General features: G+C 42.4%; 21 protein-coding genes, 1 tRNA gene and 3 pseudogenes. 10 read left to right on the top strand and 15 right to left on the bottom strand.

Annotation, left to right across the window (positions count from 1 at the left end; genetic code table 11):
• Nucleotides 1-25: 25 nt before the first annotated feature.
• Nucleotides 26-1,411: a DUF2931 family protein gene (locus EI162_RS02890; RefSeq protein ID WP_192522929.1), complete on the bottom strand. Its 1,386-nt coding sequence runs from the start codon at nt 1,409-1,411 to the stop codon at nt 26-28.
• A gap of 190 nt (nt 1,412-1,601) precedes the next feature.
• Nucleotides 1,602-3,761, bottom strand: coding sequence for an ATP-dependent helicase (locus EI162_RS02885; protein WP_192522928.1), 2,160 nt, complete (start codon nt 3,759-3,761; stop codon nt 1,602-1,604).
• A gap of 249 nt (nt 3,762-4,010) precedes the next feature.
• Between EI162_RS02885 and ychF the strand changes: the two genes are divergently transcribed.
• The 3 genes from ychF (at nt 4,011) to EI162_RS02870 (ending at nt 7,486) form a co-directional block, all read left to right on the top strand.
• Nucleotides 4,011-5,102: a redox-regulated ATPase YchF gene (gene ychF, locus EI162_RS02880; RefSeq protein ID WP_192522927.1), complete on the top strand. Its 1,092-nt coding sequence runs from the start codon at nt 4,011-4,013 to the stop codon at nt 5,100-5,102.
• 175 nt (nt 5,103-5,277) lie between these two features.
• A complete protein-coding gene (locus EI162_RS02875; protein ID WP_192522926.1) occupies nt 5,278-6,687 on the top strand; it encodes a deoxyguanosinetriphosphate triphosphohydrolase in 1,410 nt (469 codons plus the stop codon).
• 118 nt (nt 6,688-6,805) lie between these two features.
• Nucleotides 6,806-7,486 (top strand): TetR family transcriptional regulator, encoded by a 681-nt coding sequence (locus EI162_RS02870; RefSeq protein WP_192522925.1) that lies wholly within the window; start codon nt 6,806-6,808, stop codon nt 7,484-7,486.
• Nucleotides 7,487-7,535: 49 nt separating this feature from the next.
• On the opposite strand, the gene gspK is transcribed toward EI162_RS02870, so the two are convergent.
• From gspK to EI162_RS02840, 6 genes are all read right to left on the bottom strand, one after another.
• Nucleotides 7,536-8,612, bottom strand: coding sequence for a type II secretion system minor pseudopilin GspK (gspK, locus tag EI162_RS02865; protein ID WP_225736894.1), 1,077 nt, complete (start codon nt 8,610-8,612; stop codon nt 7,536-7,538).
• Nucleotides 8,613-8,624: 12 nt separating this feature from the next.
• Nucleotides 8,625-9,494 carry a type II secretion system minor pseudopilin GspJ gene (gspJ, locus tag EI162_RS02860; RefSeq protein ID WP_192522924.1) on the bottom strand — a complete coding sequence of 290 codons (870 nt, stop codon included), beginning with the start codon at nt 9,492-9,494 and terminating at the stop codon, nt 8,625-8,627.
• On the bottom strand, nt 9,491-10,135 hold the full coding sequence (gspI, locus tag EI162_RS02855; RefSeq protein ID WP_225736893.1) for a type II secretion system minor pseudopilin GspI: 645 nt from the start codon (nt 10,133-10,135) through the stop codon (nt 9,491-9,493). Before gspI ends, gspJ begins: the two co-directional genes overlap by 4 nt.
• 3 nt (nt 10,136-10,138) lie before the next feature.
• Nucleotides 10,139-10,990, bottom strand: a complete 852-nt coding sequence (locus EI162_RS02850) for a prepilin-type N-terminal cleavage/methylation domain-containing protein (RefSeq protein WP_192522923.1) — start codon at nt 10,988-10,990, stop codon at nt 10,139-10,141.
• A gap of 194 nt (nt 10,991-11,184) precedes the next feature.
• Nucleotides 11,185-11,865 carry a TetR/AcrR family transcriptional regulator gene (locus tag EI162_RS02845; RefSeq protein ID WP_192522922.1) on the bottom strand — a complete coding sequence of 227 codons (681 nt, stop codon included), beginning with the start codon at nt 11,863-11,865 and terminating at the stop codon, nt 11,185-11,187.
• Between the two features lie 230 nt (nt 11,866-12,095).
• Nucleotides 12,096-12,884, bottom strand: coding sequence for a TatD family hydrolase (locus EI162_RS02840; protein WP_192522921.1), 789 nt, complete (start codon nt 12,882-12,884; stop codon nt 12,096-12,098).
• 342 nt (nt 12,885-13,226) lie between these two features.
• Here EI162_RS02840 and EI162_RS02835 point away from each other — a divergent pair, with 342 nt between their 5' ends.
• Nucleotides 13,227-13,892 carry an acyltransferase gene (locus EI162_RS02835; protein WP_192522920.1) on the top strand — a complete coding sequence of 222 codons (666 nt, stop codon included), beginning with the start codon at nt 13,227-13,229 and terminating at the stop codon, nt 13,890-13,892.
• 70 nt (nt 13,893-13,962) lie between these two features.
• Here the strand turns inward: EI162_RS02835 and EI162_RS02830 are convergent, their stop codons facing one another.
• The gene (locus tag EI162_RS02830; protein ID WP_192522919.1) at nt 13,963-15,750 is read right to left on the bottom strand and encodes a GspE/PulE family protein; all 1,788 of its coding nucleotides are present in this window, start codon (nt 15,748-15,750) and stop codon (nt 13,963-13,965) included.
• Between the two features lie 132 nt (nt 15,751-15,882).
• Nucleotides 15,883-16,761, bottom strand: a complete 879-nt coding sequence (gene tsaA / locus EI162_RS02825; protein WP_192522918.1) for a tRNA (N6-threonylcarbamoyladenosine(37)-N6)-methyltransferase TrmO — start codon at nt 16,759-16,761, stop codon at nt 15,883-15,885.
• Nucleotides 16,762-17,152: 391 nt separating this feature from the next.
• On the opposite strand from tsaA, the gene EI162_RS02820 reads away from it, so the two are divergent.
• Nucleotides 17,153-17,926 carry a ferredoxin--NADP reductase gene (locus EI162_RS02820; RefSeq protein WP_192522917.1) on the top strand — a complete coding sequence of 258 codons (774 nt, stop codon included), beginning with the start codon at nt 17,153-17,155 and terminating at the stop codon, nt 17,924-17,926.
• Between the two features lie 172 nt (nt 17,927-18,098).
• Nucleotides 18,099-18,185, top strand: a tRNA-Leu gene (locus EI162_RS02815).
• Between the two features lie 311 nt (nt 18,186-18,496).
• On the opposite strand, the gene EI162_RS02810 is transcribed toward EI162_RS02815, so the two are convergent.
• On the bottom strand, nt 18,497-19,246 hold the full coding sequence (locus EI162_RS02810; RefSeq protein WP_192522916.1) for a tetratricopeptide repeat protein: 750 nt from the start codon (nt 19,244-19,246) through the stop codon (nt 18,497-18,499).
• A gap of 77 nt (nt 19,247-19,323) precedes the next feature.
• Between EI162_RS02810 and EI162_RS14890 the strand changes: the two are divergent.
• Nucleotides 19,324-19,482: pseudogene (locus EI162_RS14890) on the top strand (transposase); the annotation flags it as partial.
• Between the two features lie 9 nt (nt 19,483-19,491).
• On the opposite strand, the gene EI162_RS02800 reads toward EI162_RS14890, so the two are convergent.
• From EI162_RS02800 to EI162_RS02785, 4 genes are read right to left on the bottom strand one after another with little or no spacing between them, the layout of a single operon-like run.
• Nucleotides 19,492-19,896, bottom strand: coding sequence for a hypothetical protein (locus EI162_RS02800; RefSeq protein WP_192522915.1), 405 nt, complete (start codon nt 19,894-19,896; stop codon nt 19,492-19,494).
• Between the two features lie 43 nt (nt 19,897-19,939).
• Nucleotides 19,940-20,803 (bottom strand): IS3 family transposase, encoded by an 864-nt coding sequence (locus EI162_RS02795; protein ID WP_318779284.1) that lies wholly within the window; start codon nt 20,801-20,803, stop codon nt 19,940-19,942.
• The gene (locus tag EI162_RS02790) at nt 20,803-21,114 is read right to left on the bottom strand and encodes a transposase (protein WP_192522914.1); all 312 of its coding nucleotides are present in this window, start codon (nt 21,112-21,114) and stop codon (nt 20,803-20,805) included. The genes EI162_RS02795 and EI162_RS02790 overlap by 1 nt, the downstream gene beginning before the upstream one ends.
• Nucleotides 21,115-21,173: 59 nt before the next feature.
• On the bottom strand, nt 21,174-21,959 hold the full coding sequence (locus EI162_RS02785; RefSeq protein WP_192522913.1) for a DUF6708 domain-containing protein: 786 nt from the start codon (nt 21,957-21,959) through the stop codon (nt 21,174-21,176).
• A gap of 289 nt (nt 21,960-22,248) precedes the next feature.
• On the opposite strand from EI162_RS02785, the pseudogene EI162_RS14605 reads away from it, so the two are divergent.
• The 3 genes and pseudogenes from EI162_RS14605 to EI162_RS02775 form a co-directional block, all read left to right on the top strand.
• Nucleotides 22,249-22,377: pseudogene (locus EI162_RS14605) on the top strand (IS5/IS1182 family transposase); the annotation flags it as partial.
• A gap of 105 nt (nt 22,378-22,482) precedes the next feature.
• The gene (locus EI162_RS02780; protein WP_192522912.1) at nt 22,483-23,184 is read left to right on the top strand and encodes a DUF2931 family protein; all 702 of its coding nucleotides are present in this window, start codon (nt 22,483-22,485) and stop codon (nt 23,182-23,184) included.
• Nucleotides 23,185-23,244: 60 nt separating this feature from the next.
• A pseudogene (locus EI162_RS02775) lies at nt 23,245-23,392 on the top strand (IS982 family transposase); the annotation flags it as partial.

Here is a 23,392-nt window from a genome sequence, read left to right as displayed (position 1 = left end):
AAGATATTAAGTAAGGCAAAGGATACTAATCAATATCTACAAAAGCAGGATCGCTCAAATCTTCTACTTTAGGTTTCGTAATAAAACGAGGGTAACCATCTGTATATTGATAAAAAGCGCCTTTAGCGACGGGGGATAAATAATACTGATAAGCACCATCAAGTGGAATTTTTTCAGCCCCTTTTTGTAGATAGGCTTCTTGTAATATCAACTCTTTATTAAAATGTAGCTTTACGGTTGCAAACTCATTTGCATCGACAGTCTCATCGTTGGTCATGTAAGAGCGCTTAGGGTATAGATGTTCGAAGCGCTTAGATAAATAATCAAGGTTTGGGTCCTGATAATAAGGTTGGTATAGCGAAGCATCCCATTTAGGGCGAGGGAAGAAATGCACTTCAATATAATGACGTTGTCCAGTCTCTTTGTCAGCAACCCAAGTGGTGAAAGTGTTGGGAACCGCCTTTAGAACGGTCTTCTCCTTCGCTACCTGTTCATCTACAACATCGTATGCTTCTGTATTAGCAAACTGGGCATAGTACTCTCCATTCCATTCATGCTCATCAATGGTAATGTCAAAGTTCCAAGGGTATTTTATCTGCATACGCTTATACCAGTCTGCGCTGATCTTCCAATCGCCTGACCGCCACCTCTCGTAAACTTCAGGACTTCTCTCTTTTAGGTTATCAATAAAAAACTCTTGCCTAAACTCCTGTCTTATTTGATTTTCTTCTTCATCATTTTTAAAAGGCCCAAAGCCAGTATTCACAGCCCTAAGTACATCAGTACCATATCTAGCTTCTATCTCGGTAGCTTGCCAAGCGCCAAGCTCTATGCGTTGACCAAAGTTACCAATAGCAAAGAGAATAACCCAACCTTCAGGTGCAGTCGCAATTTGTATATTACGGTAAAACAGAGGCACGTTGACATAAGGCACATCAACTGCTGATTCTTCCATTGTGCTTTTTTTAGTGTTAGTAAAGAGCGGTCGTATTTTGTCCATAGGTAGTAGAGTGTCTAGTTGGTAAAACTTATCATTTACTGTGCTGTAATAAGTGAGCTTGAGGCGTTCTGGCAGCGGTTGTTCAAAAGGGTTACCACCAAGAGGGTGTGCGCCATTTTGTCCCCAACGCGAGCCACCACTTCCAATAATAGTTCTTAGCCAAGTACCATCAGCCAAATAAAAGGCAGTATTTAAATCTTTATTTTCTTTAGAATTGATAAACTCTACACCTAATTTGAGCGTATCTTCTGAGTCTTTTTTATCATTAAAGGTGGCTTCGGAGTCAATAACTCCCCATCTAACAGTCATCTCATCGGTTTGATTGTTTTCAGATTTCATGGTTCTACTCCATACGCACGTCGTAATAATAACAATACCAATCAGGATAGTAAGCTTGATAATGATATTCATGGTATATCCTTTTAGTTGTTATTATTAGCTATTGATATTATCCAGTGATGATTTTTCGAGTAGGTAAGTCGGATTGATCCGTAACTAAAACCTCCTAAGATTGTTTCTACGGATTTGACGGCAGCTGTCAGTAGTAGCTTAGCGTAATGATAATTACTTTATAAGATGAGTAACTCAAAAGCGTAACCCCTCACCACCACACTGGATCATCACTCTCATCTATAGAATTTTTGCTGGTCTCGACCACTACCTTATCAGCGGGTAACTCTGCAATAAACCGTGATACTTTGTCGAAATACCCTGAATAGCTTGAGAAGTACTCTGGCGCTGTTAAAAACAACCTATTCTTTGCGCGACTACAGGCAACATAGAACAGCTTACGTTCTTCTTCCAATTCTTCAAAATCACTCAGCGAGCGGTAATGCGGGGTCATACCATCGACCAATGAATTGACAAACACCACCGGCCATTCAAGCCCTTTGGCACTATGAATGGTAGAGATAGTAACTTTATCAGTTTCTTCCTCGCCTTGCTTAGCCTTGCCTGCGGTAGCAACCGAATCATTAGGCGGATCGAGTGCCAAATTTTCTAAAAAACTATCAAGGCTATCATGCTCTGTGGCTAAGTTTTTTAGGACGCGAAAATCCTCGCTGCGCTCGCGCCAGTTCTCTTCAATCGTTTTCAAAATAGGAATATAAAACTCTAAAATTAACGCAATAACTTTTTCGACCGATTCTGCCTGACTGGCTTTGGTCAAAGTCGTATGTAGTGATTTAAGCTGTGGACTTTTTTTAGCGAATGACGGCATTAATAAAGGTTCAAAGGAATTATTGTCGACATTAATCGCTTGAGTCAATCGCGTTGCAGTAACTGCCCCCACGCCTTTAAACAAGGTTAAGATACGATGCCAGGCAATGGTATCATTGGGGTTATAAAGTATTTTGACAAAGGCTAAGACATCTTTGATATGCCGTCTTTCGATAAAGCGAATGCCGCCTACCACAATAAACGGAATATTGCGCTCCATAAACTCTAACTGCACATAACTCGATTGAAAAGACGTTCGGCACAATACCGCAAAATCTTGGTAATCGTAGTCGTCTTTCAATTCTATAATTTTATCAGCGATATATCGCGCTTCTTTAGTTTCATCGCTTAAACGACGAAATACCGGCTTTAATCCGTCTACGGATACCGCAGAGTACAACTGCTTTTGATAGCCCAAGGTGATTTGAGCGGACAAGGCATTGATATAGTCTAAAACAGCAGGCGTACTGCGATAATTTTGCTCAAGCTTAATGAGCTTTGCTTCAGGATAGCTCTCGCCAAATAATAAGATATTCTCATAATTGGCACCGCGAAAGGCATAAATACTTTGGTTGTCATCACCGACGACCATTAGCGACACCGACGCAGGTGCACATATAAGGTCGATTAGCTCTTTTTGCGGGATATTGGTGTCTTGATATTCATCGACCATGATGTAACGATATTGCTTTTGTAATAGCTGCCGAAAAGTATCATTATGCTTTAAATGGCGTACTACTTGGCTGATAATGTCATCAAAATCGTATAAATGATTGGCGCGTTTATATTCATGAAAATCGACCGCCAATTGCTCAATAATGGGAATGTGCACAGCGATATCAGGGTAGCTACTTTCGATTAACTCGCGGATATGAATGCGCCGATTTCTAGACGTTGAAAAGATATTCTGCAAGGTTTTTTTACGCGGAAATGCTTGATTGGTTATCTTAGTCGGATACTTTTTTTCTTTATTAATCAAATCGATGGCATCTTCACTATCGCCCGTATCTAAGATAGTAAAGCGCGGATTGATGCCCAACAATCCTGAGTATTGGCGCAGTAGCATATTGCAAAAAGAATGAAAAGTACCGCTAGTGATATCGTTTAGCGCTTTGCTGTTACTTAGATTGTCGGTAGAAAAAGAACTTGCCAGCAAGGTTTTAGCCCGACCTTTAATCTCATTGGCGGCTTTACGGGTAAAGGTTAATAGCAAAATCTCTTTTGGCGACACGCCATTTTCTATCAGGTAGCTGGTTCTATAGGTCAGAGTTTTGGTTTTGCCAGAGCCTGCACCAGCGATGACCAATACCTTACCGTCGATTGTCGTCGCGGCCAAGAGTTGGTTGGGATTAAGCTCACTGGCGTAATCGACTTGCAAACCCAAATGACTGGCAAGACGCTGATCTAGCACCTTAGCATCAGCATTCATCAAATTGGCTTCAAGCTTTTTAATCGCCTGTTCAAGCTGCTTAAGTTTGGGCTTCATTTCGATGAAGTTTTGTGGATAATTATAATGATGTGTCGCAAAAATTGTGGTGGTCATTGTCAGATACTGCCTTTGATTTTGATATTTTTTGGTGCGCCATTTATTATAAAGTTAGATAAATAAGACGTAGCTTAGCATAATAATGAAAGTGCGAAACGTAAGCGATCATGAGGCATGAAAATCCAATCACATAGCATAACAACCTCACCCATATTGGGTTAAATTTGCTACAATACGCCCAATTTTGATTTACTATTTTGCTAAGTCTTATACCAACTGATTTTATCAATATATTGAGAGCATGTTATGGGTTTTAATTGCGGCATCGTCGGTCTACCAAACGTGGGTAAATCCACCCTGTTCAACGCCTTGACCAAAGCGGGTATCGCCGCTGAAAACTTTCCATTTTGTACCAAAGATCCCAATACAGGCATCGTTCCTGTACCAGATTTACGCCTAAAAGCGCTAGCTGAAATCGTTAAGCCTGAGCGCGTATTACCAACCACGATGGAGTTCGTTGATATCGCCGGTTTGGTCGCTGGCGCCTCAAAAGGCGAAGGCATGGGTAACCAGTTCTTAGCCAATATCCGTGAGACCGATGCGATTGCCCACGTGGTACGCTGTTTTGATGATGACAACGTGGTACACGTTGATGGTCGCGTCAGCCCAATTGATGACATAGAGACTATCAACACCGAATTGGCATTGGCAGATTTAGAAGCGGTTGAGCGTGCTATTCTTAACCTAACCAAAAAGGCCAAAGGCGGCGATAAGGACGCTAACGCCATGCTTGATATCTTCAAAAGAATCGAGCCGTTATTAGCAGAAGGTAAAGCGGCTCGCGGTGCTAACTTAGACAAAGACGAGCAAAAAATGATCAGAAGTTATGGTCTTATTACTCTAAAGCCAACCATGTATATCGCCAACGTCTCTGAGGATGGCTTTGAGAATAACCCATACCTAGATGCCGTACGTAGCTATGCCACTGGCGAAGACTCTATCGTCATCGCTTTATGCAACCAAATAGAAGCGGAAATTGCCCAGCTTGATGAAGATGACAAAAAAGACTTCTTGGCCGAAATGGACATGGAAGAAGCCGGTTTGGATCAGGTCATTCGTGGTGGTTATGATTTGCTAGACATGCAGACTTACTTTACCGCAGGCGTAAAAGAAGTTCGCGCTTGGACTGTCGCTATTGGTGCTACCGCCCCTCAAGCCGCCGGCGTGATTCACACCGATTTTGAGCGCGGATTTATTCGTGCTGAAGTCATCGCTTATGACGACTTTATCGAATACAACGGTGAAAAAGGCGCAGCTGCTGCTGGTAAATCACGCCTAGAAGGTAAAACCTATATCGTACAAGATGGCGATGTGATGCATTTCCGTTTTAACGTTTAAGGTTAAAACTTCAACTTTTAGCGTTAAATATTAAATAGCCTGTTTGCACAGTTTTAGTATAGAACAATCAAAAGTCAGCCTTTGTGCTGGCTTTTTTATGCACGTAATTTTAGTATGATAAGGACAGCCCCTAAAATCGTTTAAAATAATAATAATCAATAGTGAGCTATGATTTATGAGTACTCAATTTGATCAACCAAGCAGTCCTGCTAAGCATTGGGCGCGACTATTTAATGCACAACGTCTGGGCAGTAATAAAAAAGCCCCCGCTCAAGACAGCGCGCGCTCCTCCTTTCATAAGGATTATGACAGACTGGTATTTTCGCACTCCTTTCGGCAGCTCAATCAAAAGACCCAAGTTCATCCATTAACCAATCAATTGGGTATTCATACGCGCTTAACGCATTCGCTTGAGGTATCTTGTATTGGACGTTCTTTGGGTGTCATGGCAGCAGAGAAGCTCCATGATAAATTAGCTGCTGGTTTACCTAATGGAGTCACGCCAGCTGATGTCGGTGTGATTGTTCAAGCGGCTTGCCTCGCCCACGATATTGGCAACCCACCTTTTGGTCATGCTGGAGAGTATGCTATTCGCGACTGGTTTATGCACCCTGACCGACAGCCAGTGTTGCAAAATCTGAGCAGTAACGAGCAGCTGGATTTACTAGCGTATGAGGGCAATGCGCAAGGATTCCGCATATTGACCCGCAATGAGCATCACCCTGACGCAGGCGGCATGCGCTTGACTTGTGCAACGTTGGGCGCGTTTATGAAATATCCTTGGCTTGCTAGTCATCGCAACGACATTTATCAAGGCGAACGTCTTACCAACGTGCAAAAGTTTGGCTGTTTTTATAGTGAAGCCGCGCAGTTAGAAGAACTGGCAGCGTGTTTAAGTCTGCCGCGCTCAGAACAACACGATGGTTTTGCCCGTCATCCCCTCGCCTACTTATTAGAAGCCGCCGATGATATTTGCTATGCGCTGATAGATTTAGAGGATGGTATCAACCTCAATATGCTAACCTATACTGAGGTCGCGGCAATCTTTTATGAGCTGATTGGCGAGCGTCCGAGTAGTATCAGCTTGCCTAAAAACATGTCAGTTAGACAGCATTTGGCATCTCTACGGGCACGAGCCATGATGCGCTTGATCAATGCCGTGACCGATGCTTTTGTTACTAACAGTGATGCTATGCTCGCGGGAACATTAAACGGCAGCCTGTTTACCCATTGTGATGCGAGCGTTCAGAGCGGTATCTCCCAAGCTAAGCAGTTGGCACGTGAAAAAATATTTAATCACCCAAGTAAAGTACGCATGGAGCTGATGGCCAATCAATGTCTGCAGAGCTTGCTCGATGCTTTTATGCCGTTGGCTTGGACTAATGAGAAAAACACACCGTTGTCCTTTGAGCAACAGCGGCTACTAAGATTGCTACAGCCATATTTTGAGGAGCATCGTCGTGTGTTATCAGACAATACCTATCACAATATGCTCAATGTCTTAGACTTTATCACTGGTATGAACGACCATGAAGCGTATCGGTTAGCCCAAGAGCTCCAAGGACACTGGGGCACCATCGTCTAAAAACTAAGCTTAAAAACCGAACCTAAAAACCGAGCCATCAACGATAACCCTATATTTCATTCGTATTTTTGCAATGAAATGAGTATGATAAACATCTATCAGGTAATTTTGAAATATTATGAGTAGTCGCGAACAAAAGAAACTTCAAACTCGACATGCCTTTTTTAATGCAGTGCTGGATCTGTGTATGACCGGGCAATCTTTTAGCTCAATCAGCCTTAGACAGGTAACGCGTGAGGTTGGTGTAGTGCCAACGGCGTTTTATCGGCATTTTGATGATATGGAATCGCTTGGACGAGCATTGGTGGTTGAGGAGCTGGGCGGTACGCTGGCCATATTAAGTGATAGTCTACATATTGGTCGTAAGCGCAGCTTCGATCGTCAAATCGCTAAGAGTATCCAGCTGTTTTTATATATGGTCAGCGATCAGCCCTATTACTGGCAATTTTTAGTCAGTGAGCGCTATGGCGGCTCAGAGTCCGTGCGTAAAGCCATCAATGAGCTCACTAAGAAACATGCGCAAAGCTTAGCTGATGACCTAGCACTACAGCCTGCCTTTACTCATATCAATGACTATGACCGCCGCCTATTGGCTGAGGCTGGGGTTAATATGTTCTTTTCTTGGATTATAGATTGGTTGGAGCTGACTTATACCGAAGACCACGATGATGAAATTGATTTAAACGAGATTGAAGAAAATAAGCAGCTGATGCTACACAACTGTACGCGCCAAGCACAGATGCTGTTTTATGGGGCTTATAACTGGAAGTCTAGTGAAGAAACCCGCTTAAAAGATTAGGGCTGTTAACGCTTTTACTATTTTTAATAATAGTCATTTAAAATAGCGGTCAAAAAACTGGTCGAAATGCCCAAAGTCGCTGTGCTACGACTTTGATATCCTTGGGCGTTTTATTTTTGTCGTCATTGGTAGCATTATTCTCGCTATTATTATCATTTCGACCATTATTGTTGTTACTACTTTCTCTCTCATCATCGGTCGCCATTTTGCTAATGACGATAGTTGCAAAACGCTGTCTTGCCTGACCGACAGTTGCATTATCGCTAGCAGTGATAAGCGCCATAAAAGCTTGGCTATCAACGGCTAATAATGGCGTTATGGCCTTTCTTTGCTCTTCATTTAAGCCACTTAAAATCGGCAATTGCCACACATCATCAACGGACGTAAATGCTTGTTTTTCTCGTAGATCAATAACCGCCTGTATCTGCTTACTGGTCGCACCATCTATCAACGCCGCAAGCAGCACCGGACTTGCCGTATTAATATTAATAGGCAAATAATAGGGTACGACGGTGATATAAGGTCGTAGCAATGCTAACACTTCAGCATTGACGCCCTTAACCTCTTCTAACTGATCGACACTGACAAAAGCTTGATTGGCCAAATTTTTATCCGCCGAGTTACTGGACTGCTGATTATAAACCACACTTTCATCGCCACCGTCTTGATAAACTTCGCTGTCGGTATCTTGATAATCAAGAATGGCAATTGCAATGTCAGGCTCTACATTCAACTGTGTTAACAATTGCTGAAAAACGGTCAAAGCGGCAGTATCTACTGCGCCATGATGATATAAATTATTGATATTAAAACGACCGGCTTCATCGCGCACTTCGATGCCAATACTATGCCTGTCCAATGTATAAGGCGGTAATGGCTGCGCCCAAATATCTTGTGTGCTATCGGTGTCATTTAGCTCATCGTCAGCGCGGATAATTGTCAGCGCTAATTGCTGTCCAGTATTGATATCTTGTAATAACTGATTTTGGTCAAACAATAAACTGCTGCGCCTAATCGCAATCTTTTGACTGGCAAGCATCGCCCCTGCGACCACCGTAATACTGACCACCAATAATAAAATAGTCAGCAGCGCAACCCCACGCTGAGAGTTAGCTATCATTGGCATAAATTGCCTCTATCATTGACCAGATGGCACATTTTCAATAGTATTCCCTGAGTTATTATTTTCTACATTGCCATTGCTAGTGCCATTATTATTACTGTTGCTATTGCTACCACTAGGATTATTAGTTGCATTATTAACATTATCTTGACTGATATTCGGTAGCGGCTGCGGGGCGAGTGCCCATTGCCACACGATTGGCATATCTTGATAGGTAAAACTGACAGCGACACCTTTGGGTATCAGTACAACCTCAGGTGTTGCGTTGGTTTTATTGGCCATTTGCCCTGTTGTTCTATTTGTACCGTTGACATTATTCGTACTATCCGTGTCAGGGAATTTTTTACTCAGTTCTGGTAAATAAGCTTGCCAACGCCCCGCGGTCACACCTTCGAGCAATACACTATCTAAGCTGACGCTATCACGCCCGCTGTCGATACTAGTATATTGACGGCGAATCAAACGCTCATCTGCAAACACATATTCAATATGCTGCACACTAGCGCTACTTTGATAGCGTGGGTCAGGATCAGCAAAGCGGACAAAGCTGACATGCTCGCTATCTAAGCGCATAAAAGGCTCAGGCTCTACTTCATTTGCTGGTGTGCTATTATTGACATTGGAATTTGTAGTGTTATTTATACTGCTATTAGAACTACTTGTATTTTGAGTATTAGGTGCTTGATAAGGGATGATTTGCCCCATGTCTTGTTGCAGCTGCAAATAAGCATATTGCAATGCCGCCACATTATCAGCATGAAACTGCGCACGTTCACGGGCGCGGTTCACGCCATCAAACACCTGCCAGCCCGCCACTGCCAACATCGCAAATATTGCCATGGCAACCATCAGCTCAAGTAAGGTAAATCCATAACTTGATTTCATGGATTTCCTCCTATTTGACCAAGCTCGCTTTTACCTAAATCATTTTTATCTAAATCATTTTTATCTAAATCATTTTTACCTAAATCATTTTTATCTAAATCATTTTTATCTAAATCACTTTTATCTAAATCATTTTTATCTAAATCATTTTTATCTAAATCACTTTTATCTAAGTCACCTTTTCCCAAACGACTTAAATCTAAACTACCCACACCTTGCTTTGGATTACTAAGCATTACATCGATATCAGTCACTGCGTTACGCGCTTGCCCATCTATAACAGGTGCTACAGCGATATTCACTTCCTTTAATGCTGGCGTTATGGCATCACTAACTGTCATTATAATTTGCCAATCGCGACCTTGGGCAGTAATTTTTTGGGTTTTATTCGCTTTCAGCCAGGTTTCTTGAATCCGTAAATCAGCCGCCGCGTTTTGGGCGACAAAATGGGCAAGCGTGCGGGTGCGTAATACCTCAACCGAGCTCAGATAGGCGCTACTGGCTCGGCTAGCAGCCACGGCAACCACGGCTAAAATCGCTAGCGCCACCATTACCTCAATCAAGGTAAATCCACCTTCACGCTGTGATAGGGGCCGCTTTTGCTTGGTATAAACAGGTTTGGTTTTATAACTATCAATCATCTGCTATTGCCCTTGTCCTATCGACATACTGCCATCGGGCATAATGGTAATAACTTCGCCCACCAAACGTGAGTTATGACGTACTTCAATCGTCACAGGTGTTGCTTGACCGGTGCCAAACCATAGCACTTGCGGGACGGCTTGATCGGAAAACCAAGGCTGCATAGCTCGGGCTTGCCCAGTATTTGATACATTACCCGCATCTAGACTTTGCACGCTTAAACTCACGCCAGTAGGCAGTTCGGGCAAACTCATTTCTGGCTCAATGTTCCAACTTGGCGTGGGTGGTTTATCTCCGACAGCACCAGACATACTGGTTAAATCTGCAGATAATTCCATGGCATTTTTAGGGGTACTATCCCTAGTAGCCGACGTAACAGGAACCGTTTGATAAGCGACATAGGGGTTGGACAGGGTAACGATAACAGGGGTGACTTGACCTTGTTTATCCGCTTGCAAACTTAACCCCATCGGTTGCATACGTTCGGCAGATAAAAGCCGCACATAGCTGAGAGAGTCCGTTAAATGCTCATAAAAAGCACGGTTTTTGCGTGATTCACTACCGCCAACCGATAAGCTCATCATGCCAGCAAATATAGATAGAATAACCACCACCACCATTATTTCGACAAGGGTAAAGCCCGCTTGCCGGTGAGTACTTACTGATAGATTAGAAGAGGAAGCGTGAGGATTTTTTAATGAGGAATAATGATAATGTGAATGAAAATGCGTATAAGATACTGGCGCGGTATCTACTTGATCATATGATGGACTTTGGCTGCTTACATTTAAAACATTTAAGTCTAAATGGCAAATGGCGGCTGATCTGGACTGAGTCTTGGCAGTGACCGGCATATTGCACCTATAAGCCTATGATTAGGTTGTGGTATGAAGAGTGATGCTATAATTGGCTGACAAAATCAGTGAGTTTTTAAAGGCTGCTAGCGAATATTCTTTACCGTGCTGCAATATAATATATGGCAACACGCTATCTTACCAAAACTTATTTCAACGACTAACAGCCCAATAAAGACATTGTAATAAAGACACTAATAATTGGTATTGCGGTGTTCTTCTGATTCGGTCTCAATTTGTTCTACCAATTCCTGCATATCCTCATCCATCACCTCATCATCAGCCGGATAGTGGCTAGGCAACTCGAGCATTTGCTGAACAAAAGCATAACGTAAGGTATCACGGCGACCCAGATAACGCTGATAAAAGCTTGAGTTTAATAGCCCCGCCCCGCCCTGACCCATTGCCCAAATAGAAGACAAATAATCGCGCGTACTCAAACTACTGCGCTCATCTTTTAAATAGGCACTAATAATGACAATCAAGCGCTTCATACGCTGACGGCGAATATCATACAACTCACCAAACAGGCGGTTAAGACCGGTCACTGATGCCGCCAAGCGTTCTTCGATTTGGTTAAGTAGCATGGCTTTTTGCGGATTAAACAGCTGCTGAAAAATCATACGCGCCACACCTGCCGATGGACAATCATCAATACGATTGATCTCAAACAGCTGCTCTTCGTAACGAATAATAATACGCAGATAAAGCTCATCTTTACTGGAGAAATGCTTGTATAGCGTGCCTTTAGCCAAATCAAGCTGATCGGCTAAACTGTCTAAAGTGATATCACCATCGCCTGACTCAAGTAGCAGTTGTTCTGCCATCGCTAAGATATTCTCTTCTCGTGCCTTGAACTGATGCTGACGACTCATAATCTCTCCTAAAATCTGACAAGATGAAGCATATGACCATCGTTTATATCGATGCTTCGGCAAAAAGTCGGTGGCTGTACAAAGACTGATCGAGAACCACAATAGAAAATATGCTTGTATTTGCTAAATAGTCATGGATAATCATATCGTTACGCGTAGTATTTCGATTGCTTAGCGCATAAACCTTAAGGCTATCTAATAAATGACTGAGTGGTCATAGCATAACCATTTTAGTGATACTGTGCCAGTAAATTTTCAAAGTTTTTTGCTGTCAGCGAGCCTACCTCCTCCGCACTACAACCATACATCTCGGCAATACAACTTGCCACGTAGGGTACATACGCAGGCTCGTTCGGTCTACCACGCTTGGGAACAGGCGCTAAATAAGGGCTATCAGTCTCAATGAGTATGCGTTCTCTAGGCATGTTTTTTGCCGCATCTTTGATGTTTTGCGCACTCTTAAAGCTGACAATACCTGAAAAGGAAATATAAAACCCTAAGTCTAAGGCGCGTTTGGCGGTTTCCCAGTCTTCGGTAAAGCAATGAATAATGCCGTGCTCAGCACCTTCCGCTTTTAGAATATCAATCGTATCTTCTTTGGCGTCACGCATATGTATCACCAATGGTTTTTTTAGACGTTGGCTGGCATGAATATGACGTGCAAGGCTGGCTTGCTGCTCTTTTTTATTCTCCGTTGACCAGTAATAATCTAGCCCCGTCTCCCCAATCGCCCATACATGATCGGCATTGGCCGTTTCTACCAAACGCTCAACCGTTGCTGACTGCAATATATCGATATCTTCACAAGGATGGATACCGACGCTCATGCCAAGATTGAGCGCCTCATCACCATAAGTACTGACAATATTGGCAATCTCATCATATTCAGCAAAATCACACATAATGGCCATCGCTCGAGTGACATTGGCTGCTTTCATCGCGGCAATCGCCCCAGACAATTGACCATCATACTTGGTTAAATCTAATCGGTTAAGGTGGCAGTGGCTATCAGTAAACATAAATAATCTCGTTAGTAGAACTTTATCAGTTCAGTAAAAAAATTTGGCATTAAAGATGTAGGGCGTGTCATCATTTAGATTGTGAGGCTTAATATGATTAAAGGTGCTAATTGATGACATACTCTAAATGGTAATTGTAGTTATTGCTCTAAAGTAATACCATTCACAAAAATTAGAGTAGCAAGGAAAACGGGTGCAAGTGCTACGCACGGTAGACTAAACGAGTTTGACACAGCTAATCGTACTTTTTGGGTTTGGTATAAGCTATTTTCAAGTGGGATTTAACGATACACTATCAGGATTCTCATCAACTATTTATTTACTTTTCATAAGCCTTTTATTATGAACCATAAAAAAACTATTACGCTTCCCTCTGCCATAACAAGATGGATACCAAAACTGCTATATAAGCAACGGTTTTTATTACAAGACAAAGGACACAATAACCACATCGAGATTGCCAAAGACGTACGTATCATTGGCAATTCGGCGATTACTATTCGTAAAGGCCATGATAATCAAATTACCATCGGTGAGCACGGCAAATTCAACACGTTAAAAATCGATATCAATGGTAATCACAATCAAATCACCATTGCAGAACAGGTCAAATTCTCAGGTCAGTTATTAATAGTCGGTAATCATTTGCACATTCATATCGGCGCGCGTACCACTGCCATTGACTGCTATATTTTGGCACGTGACAAAAGCGTCACTATTGGCAAGGCCTGCATGATATCACGCGGTATTGAAATTCGTGCCACTGACGTTCACAAGGTTTATGACACAGACTCTAATGTGCGATTAAATAAAGCCCATACTGACGTTATTTTAGGCGACCATATTTGGATTGCCGCCAATGTAACCATTTCTAAAAACGTCTCTATTGCTAGTGGTTGTATCATCGCGGCAGGCGCATTTGTCAATAAACCCATTACAACACCAAACTGTATGGTTGCGGGCACGCCAGCCAAAATTATGCGCCAAAATGTACGCTGGGAACGTTAAAGGCTCAAGCTATAAGGCGATGTTTTGTTAAAACAAGTTTGGCGATTTGGAATCAATGCAACGGCGCGCTTTAATAAAGAGGCACCACTCGCATCACTTCTTCTATAGTCGTCAGCCCTTCACTAATACGCTTCGCCCCCGATAAACGTAGTGGTTGTACGCCCTCACGATACGCTTGCTGTTTCAGCACATCTAAATTGGTGTCAGCGGCAACCAGTTTTTTTAGCTCATTGGATAGCGGCATGATTTCATATAGTCCAACGCGACCCTGATAACCAGTATGGCGACAGTGCTCACAACCTTGCGCTGTATAAATCTGTGCTGGCGCGGCAGCACGCCAAGGCTGAACCAATTCCTGCCACTGAATGGCAATCTCACTATCTGCCGTAACATCGACGGCTTTTTTGCAATGCGGGCATAATGTCCGTAACAACCGCTGTGCCATCACCCCCAATATAGTCGCTGACGTCAAAAACGGCTGAATGCCCAAATCATGTAGGCGGGTGATTGAGCTTGGCGCATCATTAGTATGCAGCGTTGAGAGTACCAAATGTCCCGTTAAGGACGCTTGCACTGCCATATTCGCGGTTTCAGCATCACGAATCTCCCCCACCATAATGATGTCAGGGTCTTGACGCATCAAAGAGCGAATGCCATCAGCGAAGTGCAAATCAACGCCAGGGTTGACCTGCATTTGGTTAAAGGCCGGTTCAATCATCTCAATTGGGTCTTCAATGGTACAGACGTTTACCTGTTCAGTCGCCAGTTGCTTGAGGGTGCTATATAAAGTGGTGGTTTTACCCGAACCCGTCGGACCTGTCACCAGAATAATACCATTTGGATGCGCCGTCAGTTCATGCCATGTTTCTAGCTGCTTACCTGATAGACCCAGCTGAGCAAACGAGCGCACCAGTACTTCAGGGTCAAAAACCCGCATGACCAGTTTTTCGCCAAAGGCGGTCGGCATAGTAGAAAGACGTAACTCTGTTTCCAATCCTTTTGGGGTGCGCGTTTTTAAGCGTCCATCCTGCGGCTTACGTTTTTCTGCCACATTGAGCCGTCCTAAAATTTTAATCCGCGCCGTAACCGCGACGATAATCGCCAGCGGCATCTCATAAACGGTATGCAGCACGCCATCGATACGAAAACGCACCTTGCCCGTCTCGCGCCGTGGCTCCAGATGGATATCACTGGCACGCTGCTCAAAGGCATACTGCAACAGCCAGTCAACGACTTTGACAATATGCTGATCGTTGGCATCGGGGTTGGTATTATCACCGAGCTGCAATAATGCTTCCACATTGGTGACGTCAGCCGCCGCGCGTTTGTGTAGAGAGTTAGCGCCAGCAATTGCTTGCGTGACTTGATAAAACTCTTGCCGGTAGCGCTGAATCTGTTCAGGGTTGAGGTAAACCGTACGATAGCTTTTGGATTTGATGAGTTTTTCAATGTTGGCGTGCCAATCGGTATAAAACGGTTGATCGGTGCCAATAATCACTTCATCGAGTGTGACTTCAATCGGCAGAATATGCTGTGAGCGCGCGTATTCAAAAGACATCAGCTGCGTCACCGCAGGCACATCTATTTTTAACGGATCAATACGCACCAGTGTCATACCTGCTTTGGCAGCTAGCCATTGATTGAGCCATGTCAGCGTCAATTTATTGTCAGGGCTATTATGCAGTGCATGGCCATTTGGCAAACCAAACTCACTAATCGTTAGTAGCGGATTCTGCGCTTTATCACGGCGACTAGTAATCACCAGATTGTAGCCGCGTTGATCGATCACCTTATCTGCCAACAGCTCGTCTAGGCACCAACGCAAATCAATCACTATCGAGTACTGTTGAGCTGACATATCTTTCTTCTTTTATGGTTTAAATGGTTTGATCGGTTATAAAATCATGTGCTGTTTTTTATAGTCGGTTTAATTTAAAAGTAGTACAAGGCAACCGAGTGTATAGGTAATACTTTTATAGTAGATTGATGACTATATTTCTATCACTGCCGTTATTTGTAACTCATCTAATGCTAACATCTGAAAGCTCACATCAACAGACTTATAGCGCATGACAAATGGTGTGTTTTTCTCTGTACGACGATAAGCAGGGCGTGGATCTTGGGCGATTAATGCTTTAATAGCATCTAAATCAGACAGGAGTAGTTGTTTTTTTATTTTATCAATGACCGCTGTTACGCTGCGCTTATCTTTCTTACTGTTTTTTTGCTTTTTATCATGTTCGTATTTTATATTATGAGTATGTTGATTATCTACGATTTGCAAAAACTGCTCATGCGCAGGTTCATTGATAGTGACGGTTAATAACGTTGGCGCAGACGGCGCAAAGCCACTTTGTGCCTCAGGTAACGCGTCACTATAAGCCACATAAGGTTTGATATCGATAATTGGTGTGCCATCTATCATATCAGCACCGCTAATGAGAAGTAACACCCGACCTTTGACAACGTCAACACGTTCAAGCTTGACCACAGACAGTCCTAACGCTGACGGTCGATACATACTGCGACTGGCAAACACGCCTATCTTTTGATTACCGCCCAAGCGTGGTGGTCGAACTTGCGGGCGAAAATTATTATTGGCGGTAGTAGTCTGCTTGTCTTTATGTAAATAGTTATGATGAAATTGCCAACTGATCCAAATATGGCTAAACTCGCCAAGGCCAACAAAGGCCGCTGGCGTATCATAAGGCGCTAGCATCTCAATCACGCTGGTTAATGCCACCAGATTCGGCTGTCTTGGTGCGCCAAATTTTTGGGAAAGTGGTGCCCGATGATAGCCGATAACTGGTGCATAATGAATAACTGGGGCGTGATGATGACTATTTAAGGGCATATCGTCATCAGACATAAAACTTCTCCAAACCATTTTTGTTACAGCTATGCTGGCTTTATTAAACAACCTTGTCCAATGATACAAAATTACTCACTAACGATATTCCATTTTATCATGCCTCGCCATCACTGCTAGACGGATTTTTATTTTAAAGTTTGATATTATGATCAAGAAATTTATTGAGAATAACTCGCATTCCTAAAACAATGACTTAAAAACGGGTGTTTATAAACAGCACGAGCACCTTATAAAACTGAATAATAATGTTAAAATAGCGCGATCATCGTCTATATAGACCTTTTACTTTAATAAAAACTTGAAACATTTTATGCCTATCATTGAAAATGCTTATTCAACACTCATTTAAGTTAACCGATACAGATTACTAATTACTAACGAGGGCTTTATGTCAAAACTCCGCACCGAAACGGTTACAGAGGTTCATCATTGGAATGACTCGCTGTTTAGCATCAAAACCACTCGCGACGATGGCTTACGCTTTCGCAATGGCGAGTTTGCGATGATTGGTATCGTTGTCGATGGTAGGCCGCTATTACGCGCTTACTCGATTGCCAGTCCGAACTATGAAGAACATCTGGAGTTTTTCTCCATCAAAGTGCAAGACGGTCCACTCACCTCACGGCTGCAACATATCAAAGTAGGTGATGAGCTATTGGTGAGTAAAAAGCCAACGGGTACTTTGGTGCTAGATGATCTACTCCCTGGCAAAAACCTTTATATGCTATCTACGGGTACTGGACTTGCACCATTTTTAGCCTTGTCACGTGACCCTGAAGTCTATGAGCGTTTTGAAAAAATTGTTTTGGTACATGGCGTGCGTCATGTAAAAGACTTGGCGTATAGTGAAATGTTTGAAGACGAGTTGCCAAATGATGAGATTTTTGGTGAAGACTTCCGTGAAAAGTTTATCTACTATCCGACAGTTACTCGTGAAGATTTTAGAAACACGGGACGTATTACCGACCTGATGAGATCTGGTAAGTTCTTTGAAGATATCGGTCTGCCACCGATGAATAAAGAAGATGATCGCGTGCTTATTTGCGGTAGTATGCCATTCAATGCAGATATTTCTGCTATTTTGGATGATTTTGGCCTGACCGTCTCGCCGCGTATGGGTGTACAGGCAGATTATGCCGTTGAACGTGCCTTTGTAGGTTAAACATCAATGTTGGTTAAAAATCAAATTTTATTGAAAATATAATAAATTATGGTTAACCTTTAGAAAAAGCTTGACGCTCAAAAATAGGCTGCTATAATACGCAGCCTATACAGAGATAACCCTGTAGCCCAATTCGATAATGTTTAGTAGTATAAACCTTATCACCTAACACGCCGGTGTGATGGAATTGGTAGACATGACGGATTCAAAATCCGTTGCCTTTAAAAGCGTGTCGGTTCAAGTCCGACCACCGGTACCAATACATTAAAAGGCTTCCAAGCAATTGGAAGCCTTTTTCTTATTCTATAACTTCTCTTATTTAACCAACCTTTCTATTTAGACTTCCCTAAAACAATCTGCTATTAACCAGCCAGTTTTACTAGTATGCCATTCACAAAATTAGAGTAGCAGGCAAAATGAATGCAAGTGCTACGCACTATAGACTAAACGAGCCTTGTTTTATGTTCTCGGTTATACACCAACTCATTCTTCAGTATACTCCAGAAGCTCTCTATGGCTAAGCTTTTCAACTTCATAGATTTTTACCAAAAATTATTTATAAATTCAGCTCTAATCAGTCTGTTCTTTCATTTCTTCTAACAAGAGAGCTAAATTGCGTTTTGCAGCAGCCCAGCCTTTCTCAGCTGCCTTTTCATACCAGTATTTTGCTTTTTCGTTGTCTTGTTCAACGAATGTTCCACTGTCATAGTAGTATCCTAAGTTATATTGAGCTTCAGTATATTCTAGATCCGCTGCTTGAACTACGTACTCATAAGCTTGTTCATACTTTCCTTGATCAATATAAACTAAAGATAGTCCATTATAAGCACGAGCAGGTTCATCAGCTATACCCAATTGATACCAATAAAGCGCTTTGTCATAGTTTTGCTCTATTCCAAATCCACCTTCGCGGTAAAGTTCACCTAAATTGACTTTTGCTTGTTTACTGCCCTTGTCATTAGCTAAAAGAAAATATTCTTCGGCTTTCTTATAGTCTTTATCTACACCACATCCTGTAAAATGTACAACGCCCAAAAGATTAATAGCCTGTGCGTTTTCTTGATCTGCTGCTTTTTCAAACCAATATCTAGCTTTTTCGCAGTCCTCCATAGGAGTTTCATCAGCAAAAAAGTAGATATACCCCATTAGGTGTTCTTTCTCATTTTGAGTCAAGTCGTCCATCGCAATTATTTTACATTGCTTGCTATCTTCACTTCCTGACAACTCGCACTCTTCATTCAAAGATAGAAACTGATTATCATTTGATTGGCTGGAACAGCTAAATAATAAAAGCGACGAAAATAATATTAAAAACTTCAAAAAACTCTCCTGAGCTTAATCTGAGCTATGCTGAAGAAACCGTGCAAGTAAACTAAGCGTAATAACAGGAGTTTACCATGACCAAGAAAATGAGAACCTACAGTGACGAATTTAAAGCCGAAGCCGTTAAAAAGATAGCAGACAACAGCGGTAATATTTCAACCACCGCAAAGTAGCTTGGCATAGCCATGCAAATCTTATCTAACTGGTATAAAAAAGCCATGCTCGATAGATTGCTGATGTATTTACAACCACCCCAAACTAAACAAGTACCAGAGCTTATCTACCATACTCGGATAGTCACCATGTGGTCTTGCTGCCCCCATCATATCTATAATAAAGGCGCCCACAAATATCATGGCAATAGTAGCAATAATAATACCTAGGCTGTAAACCACCGTCTTCCAAATAGGCTGATTACTCTGTTCAAGGTTGCCCTCTGGTAGATGTTTGTTCAAATCATAAGGGTCATTGGAGTCAATCTGACATTCCGCTTCGATAGCTTTGCTAAAACGATGACGGTAGCTGGTTAGCATTGAAATCACTCGGCCAACATAACGCAGAGCCAATAAAGGTAGAATAACTAATGTCACTGGTTGAAATTCAAACGTGCGTTCAGGATACTCCATGTTCTCATGATCATGATGCACCTCATTGAGTATCAAACTGTAGTGGTCAACTAATTTAGGACACCTAATAAGAGGTTTTGTTAAAGTAGCGTTTCTCTGTTTCTACTGGTGTTAAATAATTGTTGAAAGTATGCGGTCTTACGGTTTGATAGTAGCCCCAGATATAGTCAGTGATGGCGCTCTTAGCCTCAAAGATATTCTCGTAGCCGCCCTTTGGCATCCACTCGGTCTTAAAGCTTCTGAAGAAGCGTTCAGTTGGCGCGTTGTCCCAACAGTTACCTTTTCGGCTCATACTTTGCGTCATACTGTCGCAACTCGCGACTGACTTGGCGAACTCTTTACTGGTGTAGTGCGTGCCCTGATCAGAGTGGAACAGCACGCCACTTGGTCTAAGTCTTGTCTGATACGCCATCTGCAACGCTTTGGCGGTCAAAGTACTGTTAGGAGAGTCTGAGATACTAAAGCCTACCACACGCCGTGCAAACAGGTCTAAAACAACCGCTAAGTAGCACCAGCCACCTTTGATACGAATATTAGTCACATCGCCCGTCCAGACTTGATTAGGCGTGCTTGGACTAAAGTTGCGGTCTAAGATATTGTCATGGGTTTTATGCACTTGATCAGCGTGCTTGTACTTGTGTGTCTTAAACTGACAGCTTTTGAGTCCCATACTTTTCATAAGATTGCCTGCTAAGTAACGCGTCAGTCTAATACTGTGCTCATTCCACAGGATAGCGATAATGGTACGAGCACCAGCCGATTGCTTTGAGTCGTTGAATATTTGACGTATCAAGGCTTTGAGTTTGACCCGCTCTATATCGATAGGTTTAGCCTGTGTGCCATAGTAGTAGCTGCTTCTGACGACACCAAACAGGTGACATAGCTTACGTTTACTTAGGCGTTTGTCTTGCTCTGCAAGCTCGCTGATCAGCGATAGACGTTCAGGCTGTCCAAGGCTAGCAGAGCCGAAGCCTTTTTTAGAATGTCGCGCTCCATAGTCAGTCGTTTAACTTGTTTGCGAAGCTCTTGTAGCTCTCTTTGATCATCGGTTAGTGCTAAACCTTGAGTTGGGCTAATGCCCTTCTGTTCTAGTCGATACTTGCGTACCCAGTTGTCTAAGGTTGATATGCCAACCCCTAAAGACTCTGCCACTTCTGCAACCTTGCGCTTGTGATCAACGACTAAGCCGATGGCTTCTAACTTGAATTCTCGGGTGTATTCTCTGCGTTTGTTAGTCATACTAAGATCCTCTTTGAGTTAGTATAGCCTCTTAAACACTGTCCAACTTTATTATGCCACTACAAACGCTTAAATGACATCAGTGGGGTTTCACGCTTTTCATGTATAGGATAGATGTAACGTATTGCTTCTTTGACTTCTTTTAGTTGCTGATCGTCACCTTCCATATAACGACGGATAAACTCAAAATAACTGATTAAACTTTTATCAAAGACATTGTTTTGAAAGGCAAGCGCAAACATACCTGTGACGGTTTCACCATCCTGATCAAAGGTGACCGCTCTGATGTCTCTGTCCTCATTGATATAGGCAATAAAAAAGGTTAAATCGTCCCAGTTATACACTTCTACTTTACGGTTATATTGACGGACATAGACCTTACGGGTTTTACGGTTAAAGCGGATAGGAGAATGCCATGTGGTAAATAACTCGGTTGAGAGCATACTTATTAATGGACAAAAGGCTAAAACCATAGAAAAAGCAAGAATAAGACAAACACTTAAATATATAATATTAAAATTTGTTATAAATCTCATTACCGCAAAGATGATACCGTTGCTAACAGACAGTCCAACAAACCCTAAAAACAACCCCCATCCTACGGCATCGCCACGTCTCCTTTCATTACGGCCAGTGGTTTCTAGATAAGTTGAGTTGAACTGTACAACCGTTTGTTGAGGGTGCAACGGCACATCATAGGTTTTATCTTTTTCCAATGGCACTCTTTTATGGATACCTTTCACATTATCGAGCTTCTGCCCAACCGCCTGATACCCAGGGGTTAAAAATGGCGGCTTCTTGGTCAGTCGAAATCGCCCTTCCATATCTACAATATATCCACTCATTATTCATTGTCCTTAAGATCGGTATCTTCACCTGCTACAGCACGGTCAAACTCATATTTGATTGACCTTGTCTTTAGCAGCGCCTATACCTATAAATATATTGCATCCTACACACAATTTTCGGACAGTTGTTCTGTTACACTATATTTTTTATTCTGTTGATGATAAATACCAAAAAAATAAACCGCCCCACTCTTAGAGCTAGGACGGTCAGACCAATCGTCTACATAAAATTACCGCTCATACCAATACCCTAGCGACAACCACCTTCTATCCTGTTGCGTTTTGTCGGGCAGTTGGACAAAGCCGTAATGGAGCAACTATAAAGATACACCTATCCTGTGATGCCGATGGATATCCGCTCGATTTTAAAATCACTGGGGGTGAGGTTCACGACAGTCAAGTTGCAGATGAATTGAGGATACGCCCTAGTATGTAGGGCTGAAAAATGAAATCTGATTACATCCTAAAATAACAACGCTTCTTAGCCTCATTTTACCAAAGACAAATAGAGTAAACCCCTATGTCAAAACTTAGTTCACTCAATATAAAGATACTACTTGGCTTGTGTTTATACATCATCATTTTGTTTATCACTATAAACACATATGAAAAACATGAGGAAAAGGTTAAGAGAGAGAATAAAGTCGTCGAATGGGGTGCTGATATAGCAGGCGCCAATTATACTCTATATAAATCGGACAACTTTGGTACGGAAATTAGTTTACAAGCATCGGATAAAATACCCAGTTACAGTACCAGCTTTTATTTAGCAGACGATACTTGGCTGCGCTCGCTTGTTGGCGGCTCTGGTTCTTGGGGCTACGGTAGTACTCCACTGGGTGGTAATGATTTTGAGCAGCCACTACCAGATAAAGTACGTGTTACTTATTTAGATAACGTAGCCAACCAATACTATCAAGGCGAGTATGACTTGCCTACCGATAAGATATATGAGCTGATGACCAGTACTGATAAAAATATGGAAAGTGAACGTCCTGGAGATGCTGGACTTGATAGTAATTATTACGCTATTGAGCTAGCCTTTGCGCCCAATGGTTGGGTGATTGTCTTTGTCACTGGTTGGCCTGGACGAACAGAAATAGCTTCATTCCAAGCCACTCCTATCGAGCCTGACCCAAAAACGCTAGAAGGTGAACCGGTATCTAGTGGCGATGAATACCTTTATATTGATTACCCCACTCTCAACATCGAAAGTGATTGAAAAAAGAAGAGCATCTCACTAATCTATTGTTTTCGACCAAGAATCCAACGGAGTCATGAGATGCCCATAGACGAATTTATCATCAATATCTATTTAATGGTAGAGCAATATTACAAAATAGTCGTCACTAAACCCTTGCGAGGGGCAGGTTACGCGCCAAAGCTGAGTGATCCTGAGATTATTTGCATGGAACTGGTCGGTGAGTTTT

Source organism: Psychrobacter sp. FME6 (genome assembly GCF_014861365.1).
In the GTDB taxonomy this organism is placed as follows: Bacteria; Pseudomonadota; Gammaproteobacteria; order Pseudomonadales; family Moraxellaceae; genus Psychrobacter.
Note: the sequence above shows the minus strand (reverse complement) of the source record. Positions and strands in the feature narration are given on the sequence as shown.

What these genes read in the sequence shown, in the direction of transcription:
- EI162_RS02890 (WP_192522929.1), bottom strand. Translation starts at nt 1,411, where the DNA reads ATGAATATCATTATCAAGCTTACTATCCTGATTGGTATTGTTATTATT.
- EI162_RS02885 (WP_192522928.1), bottom strand. Translation starts at nt 3,761, where the DNA reads ATGACCACCACAATTTTTGCGACACATCATTATAATTATCCACAAAAC.
- ychF (WP_192522927.1), top strand. Translation starts at nt 4,011, where the DNA reads ATGGGTTTTAATTGCGGCATCGTCGGTCTACCAAACGTGGGTAAATCC.
- EI162_RS02875 (WP_192522926.1), top strand. Translation starts at nt 5,278, where the DNA reads ATGAGTACTCAATTTGATCAACCAAGCAGTCCTGCTAAGCATTGGGCG.
- EI162_RS02870 (WP_192522925.1), top strand. Translation starts at nt 6,806, where the DNA reads ATGAGTAGTCGCGAACAAAAGAAACTTCAAACTCGACATGCCTTTTTT.
- gspK (WP_225736894.1), bottom strand. Translation starts at nt 8,612, where the DNA reads ATGCCAATGATAGCTAACTCTCAGCGTGGGGTTGCGCTGCTGACTATT.
- gspJ (WP_192522924.1), bottom strand. Translation starts at nt 9,494, where the DNA reads ATGAAATCAAGTTATGGATTTACCTTACTTGAGCTGATGGTTGCCATG.
- gspI (WP_225736893.1), bottom strand. Translation starts at nt 10,135, where the DNA reads ATGATTGATAGTTATAAAACCAAACCTGTTTATACCAAGCAAAAGCGG.
- EI162_RS02850 (WP_192522923.1), bottom strand. Translation starts at nt 10,990, where the DNA reads ATGCCGGTCACTGCCAAGACTCAGTCCAGATCAGCCGCCATTTGCCAT.
- EI162_RS02845 (WP_192522922.1), bottom strand. Translation starts at nt 11,865, where the DNA reads ATGAGTCGTCAGCATCAGTTCAAGGCACGAGAAGAGAATATCTTAGCG.
- EI162_RS02840 (WP_192522921.1), bottom strand. Translation starts at nt 12,884, where the DNA reads ATGTTTACTGATAGCCACTGCCACCTTAACCGATTAGATTTAACCAAG.
- EI162_RS02835 (WP_192522920.1), top strand. Translation starts at nt 13,227, where the DNA reads ATGAACCATAAAAAAACTATTACGCTTCCCTCTGCCATAACAAGATGG.
- EI162_RS02830 (WP_192522919.1), bottom strand. Translation starts at nt 15,750, where the DNA reads ATGTCAGCTCAACAGTACTCGATAGTGATTGATTTGCGTTGGTGCCTA.
- tsaA (WP_192522918.1), bottom strand. Translation starts at nt 16,761, where the DNA reads ATGTCTGATGACGATATGCCCTTAAATAGTCATCATCACGCCCCAGTT.
- EI162_RS02820 (WP_192522917.1), top strand. Translation starts at nt 17,153, where the DNA reads ATGTCAAAACTCCGCACCGAAACGGTTACAGAGGTTCATCATTGGAAT.
- EI162_RS02790 (WP_192522914.1), bottom strand. Translation starts at nt 21,114, where the DNA reads ATGACTAACAAACGCAGAGAATACACCCGAGAATTCAAGTTAGAAGCC.
- EI162_RS02785 (WP_192522913.1), bottom strand. Translation starts at nt 21,959, where the DNA reads ATGAGTGGATATATTGTAGATATGGAAGGGCGATTTCGACTGACCAAG.
- EI162_RS02780 (WP_192522912.1), top strand. Translation starts at nt 22,483, where the DNA reads ATGTCAAAACTTAGTTCACTCAATATAAAGATACTACTTGGCTTGTGT.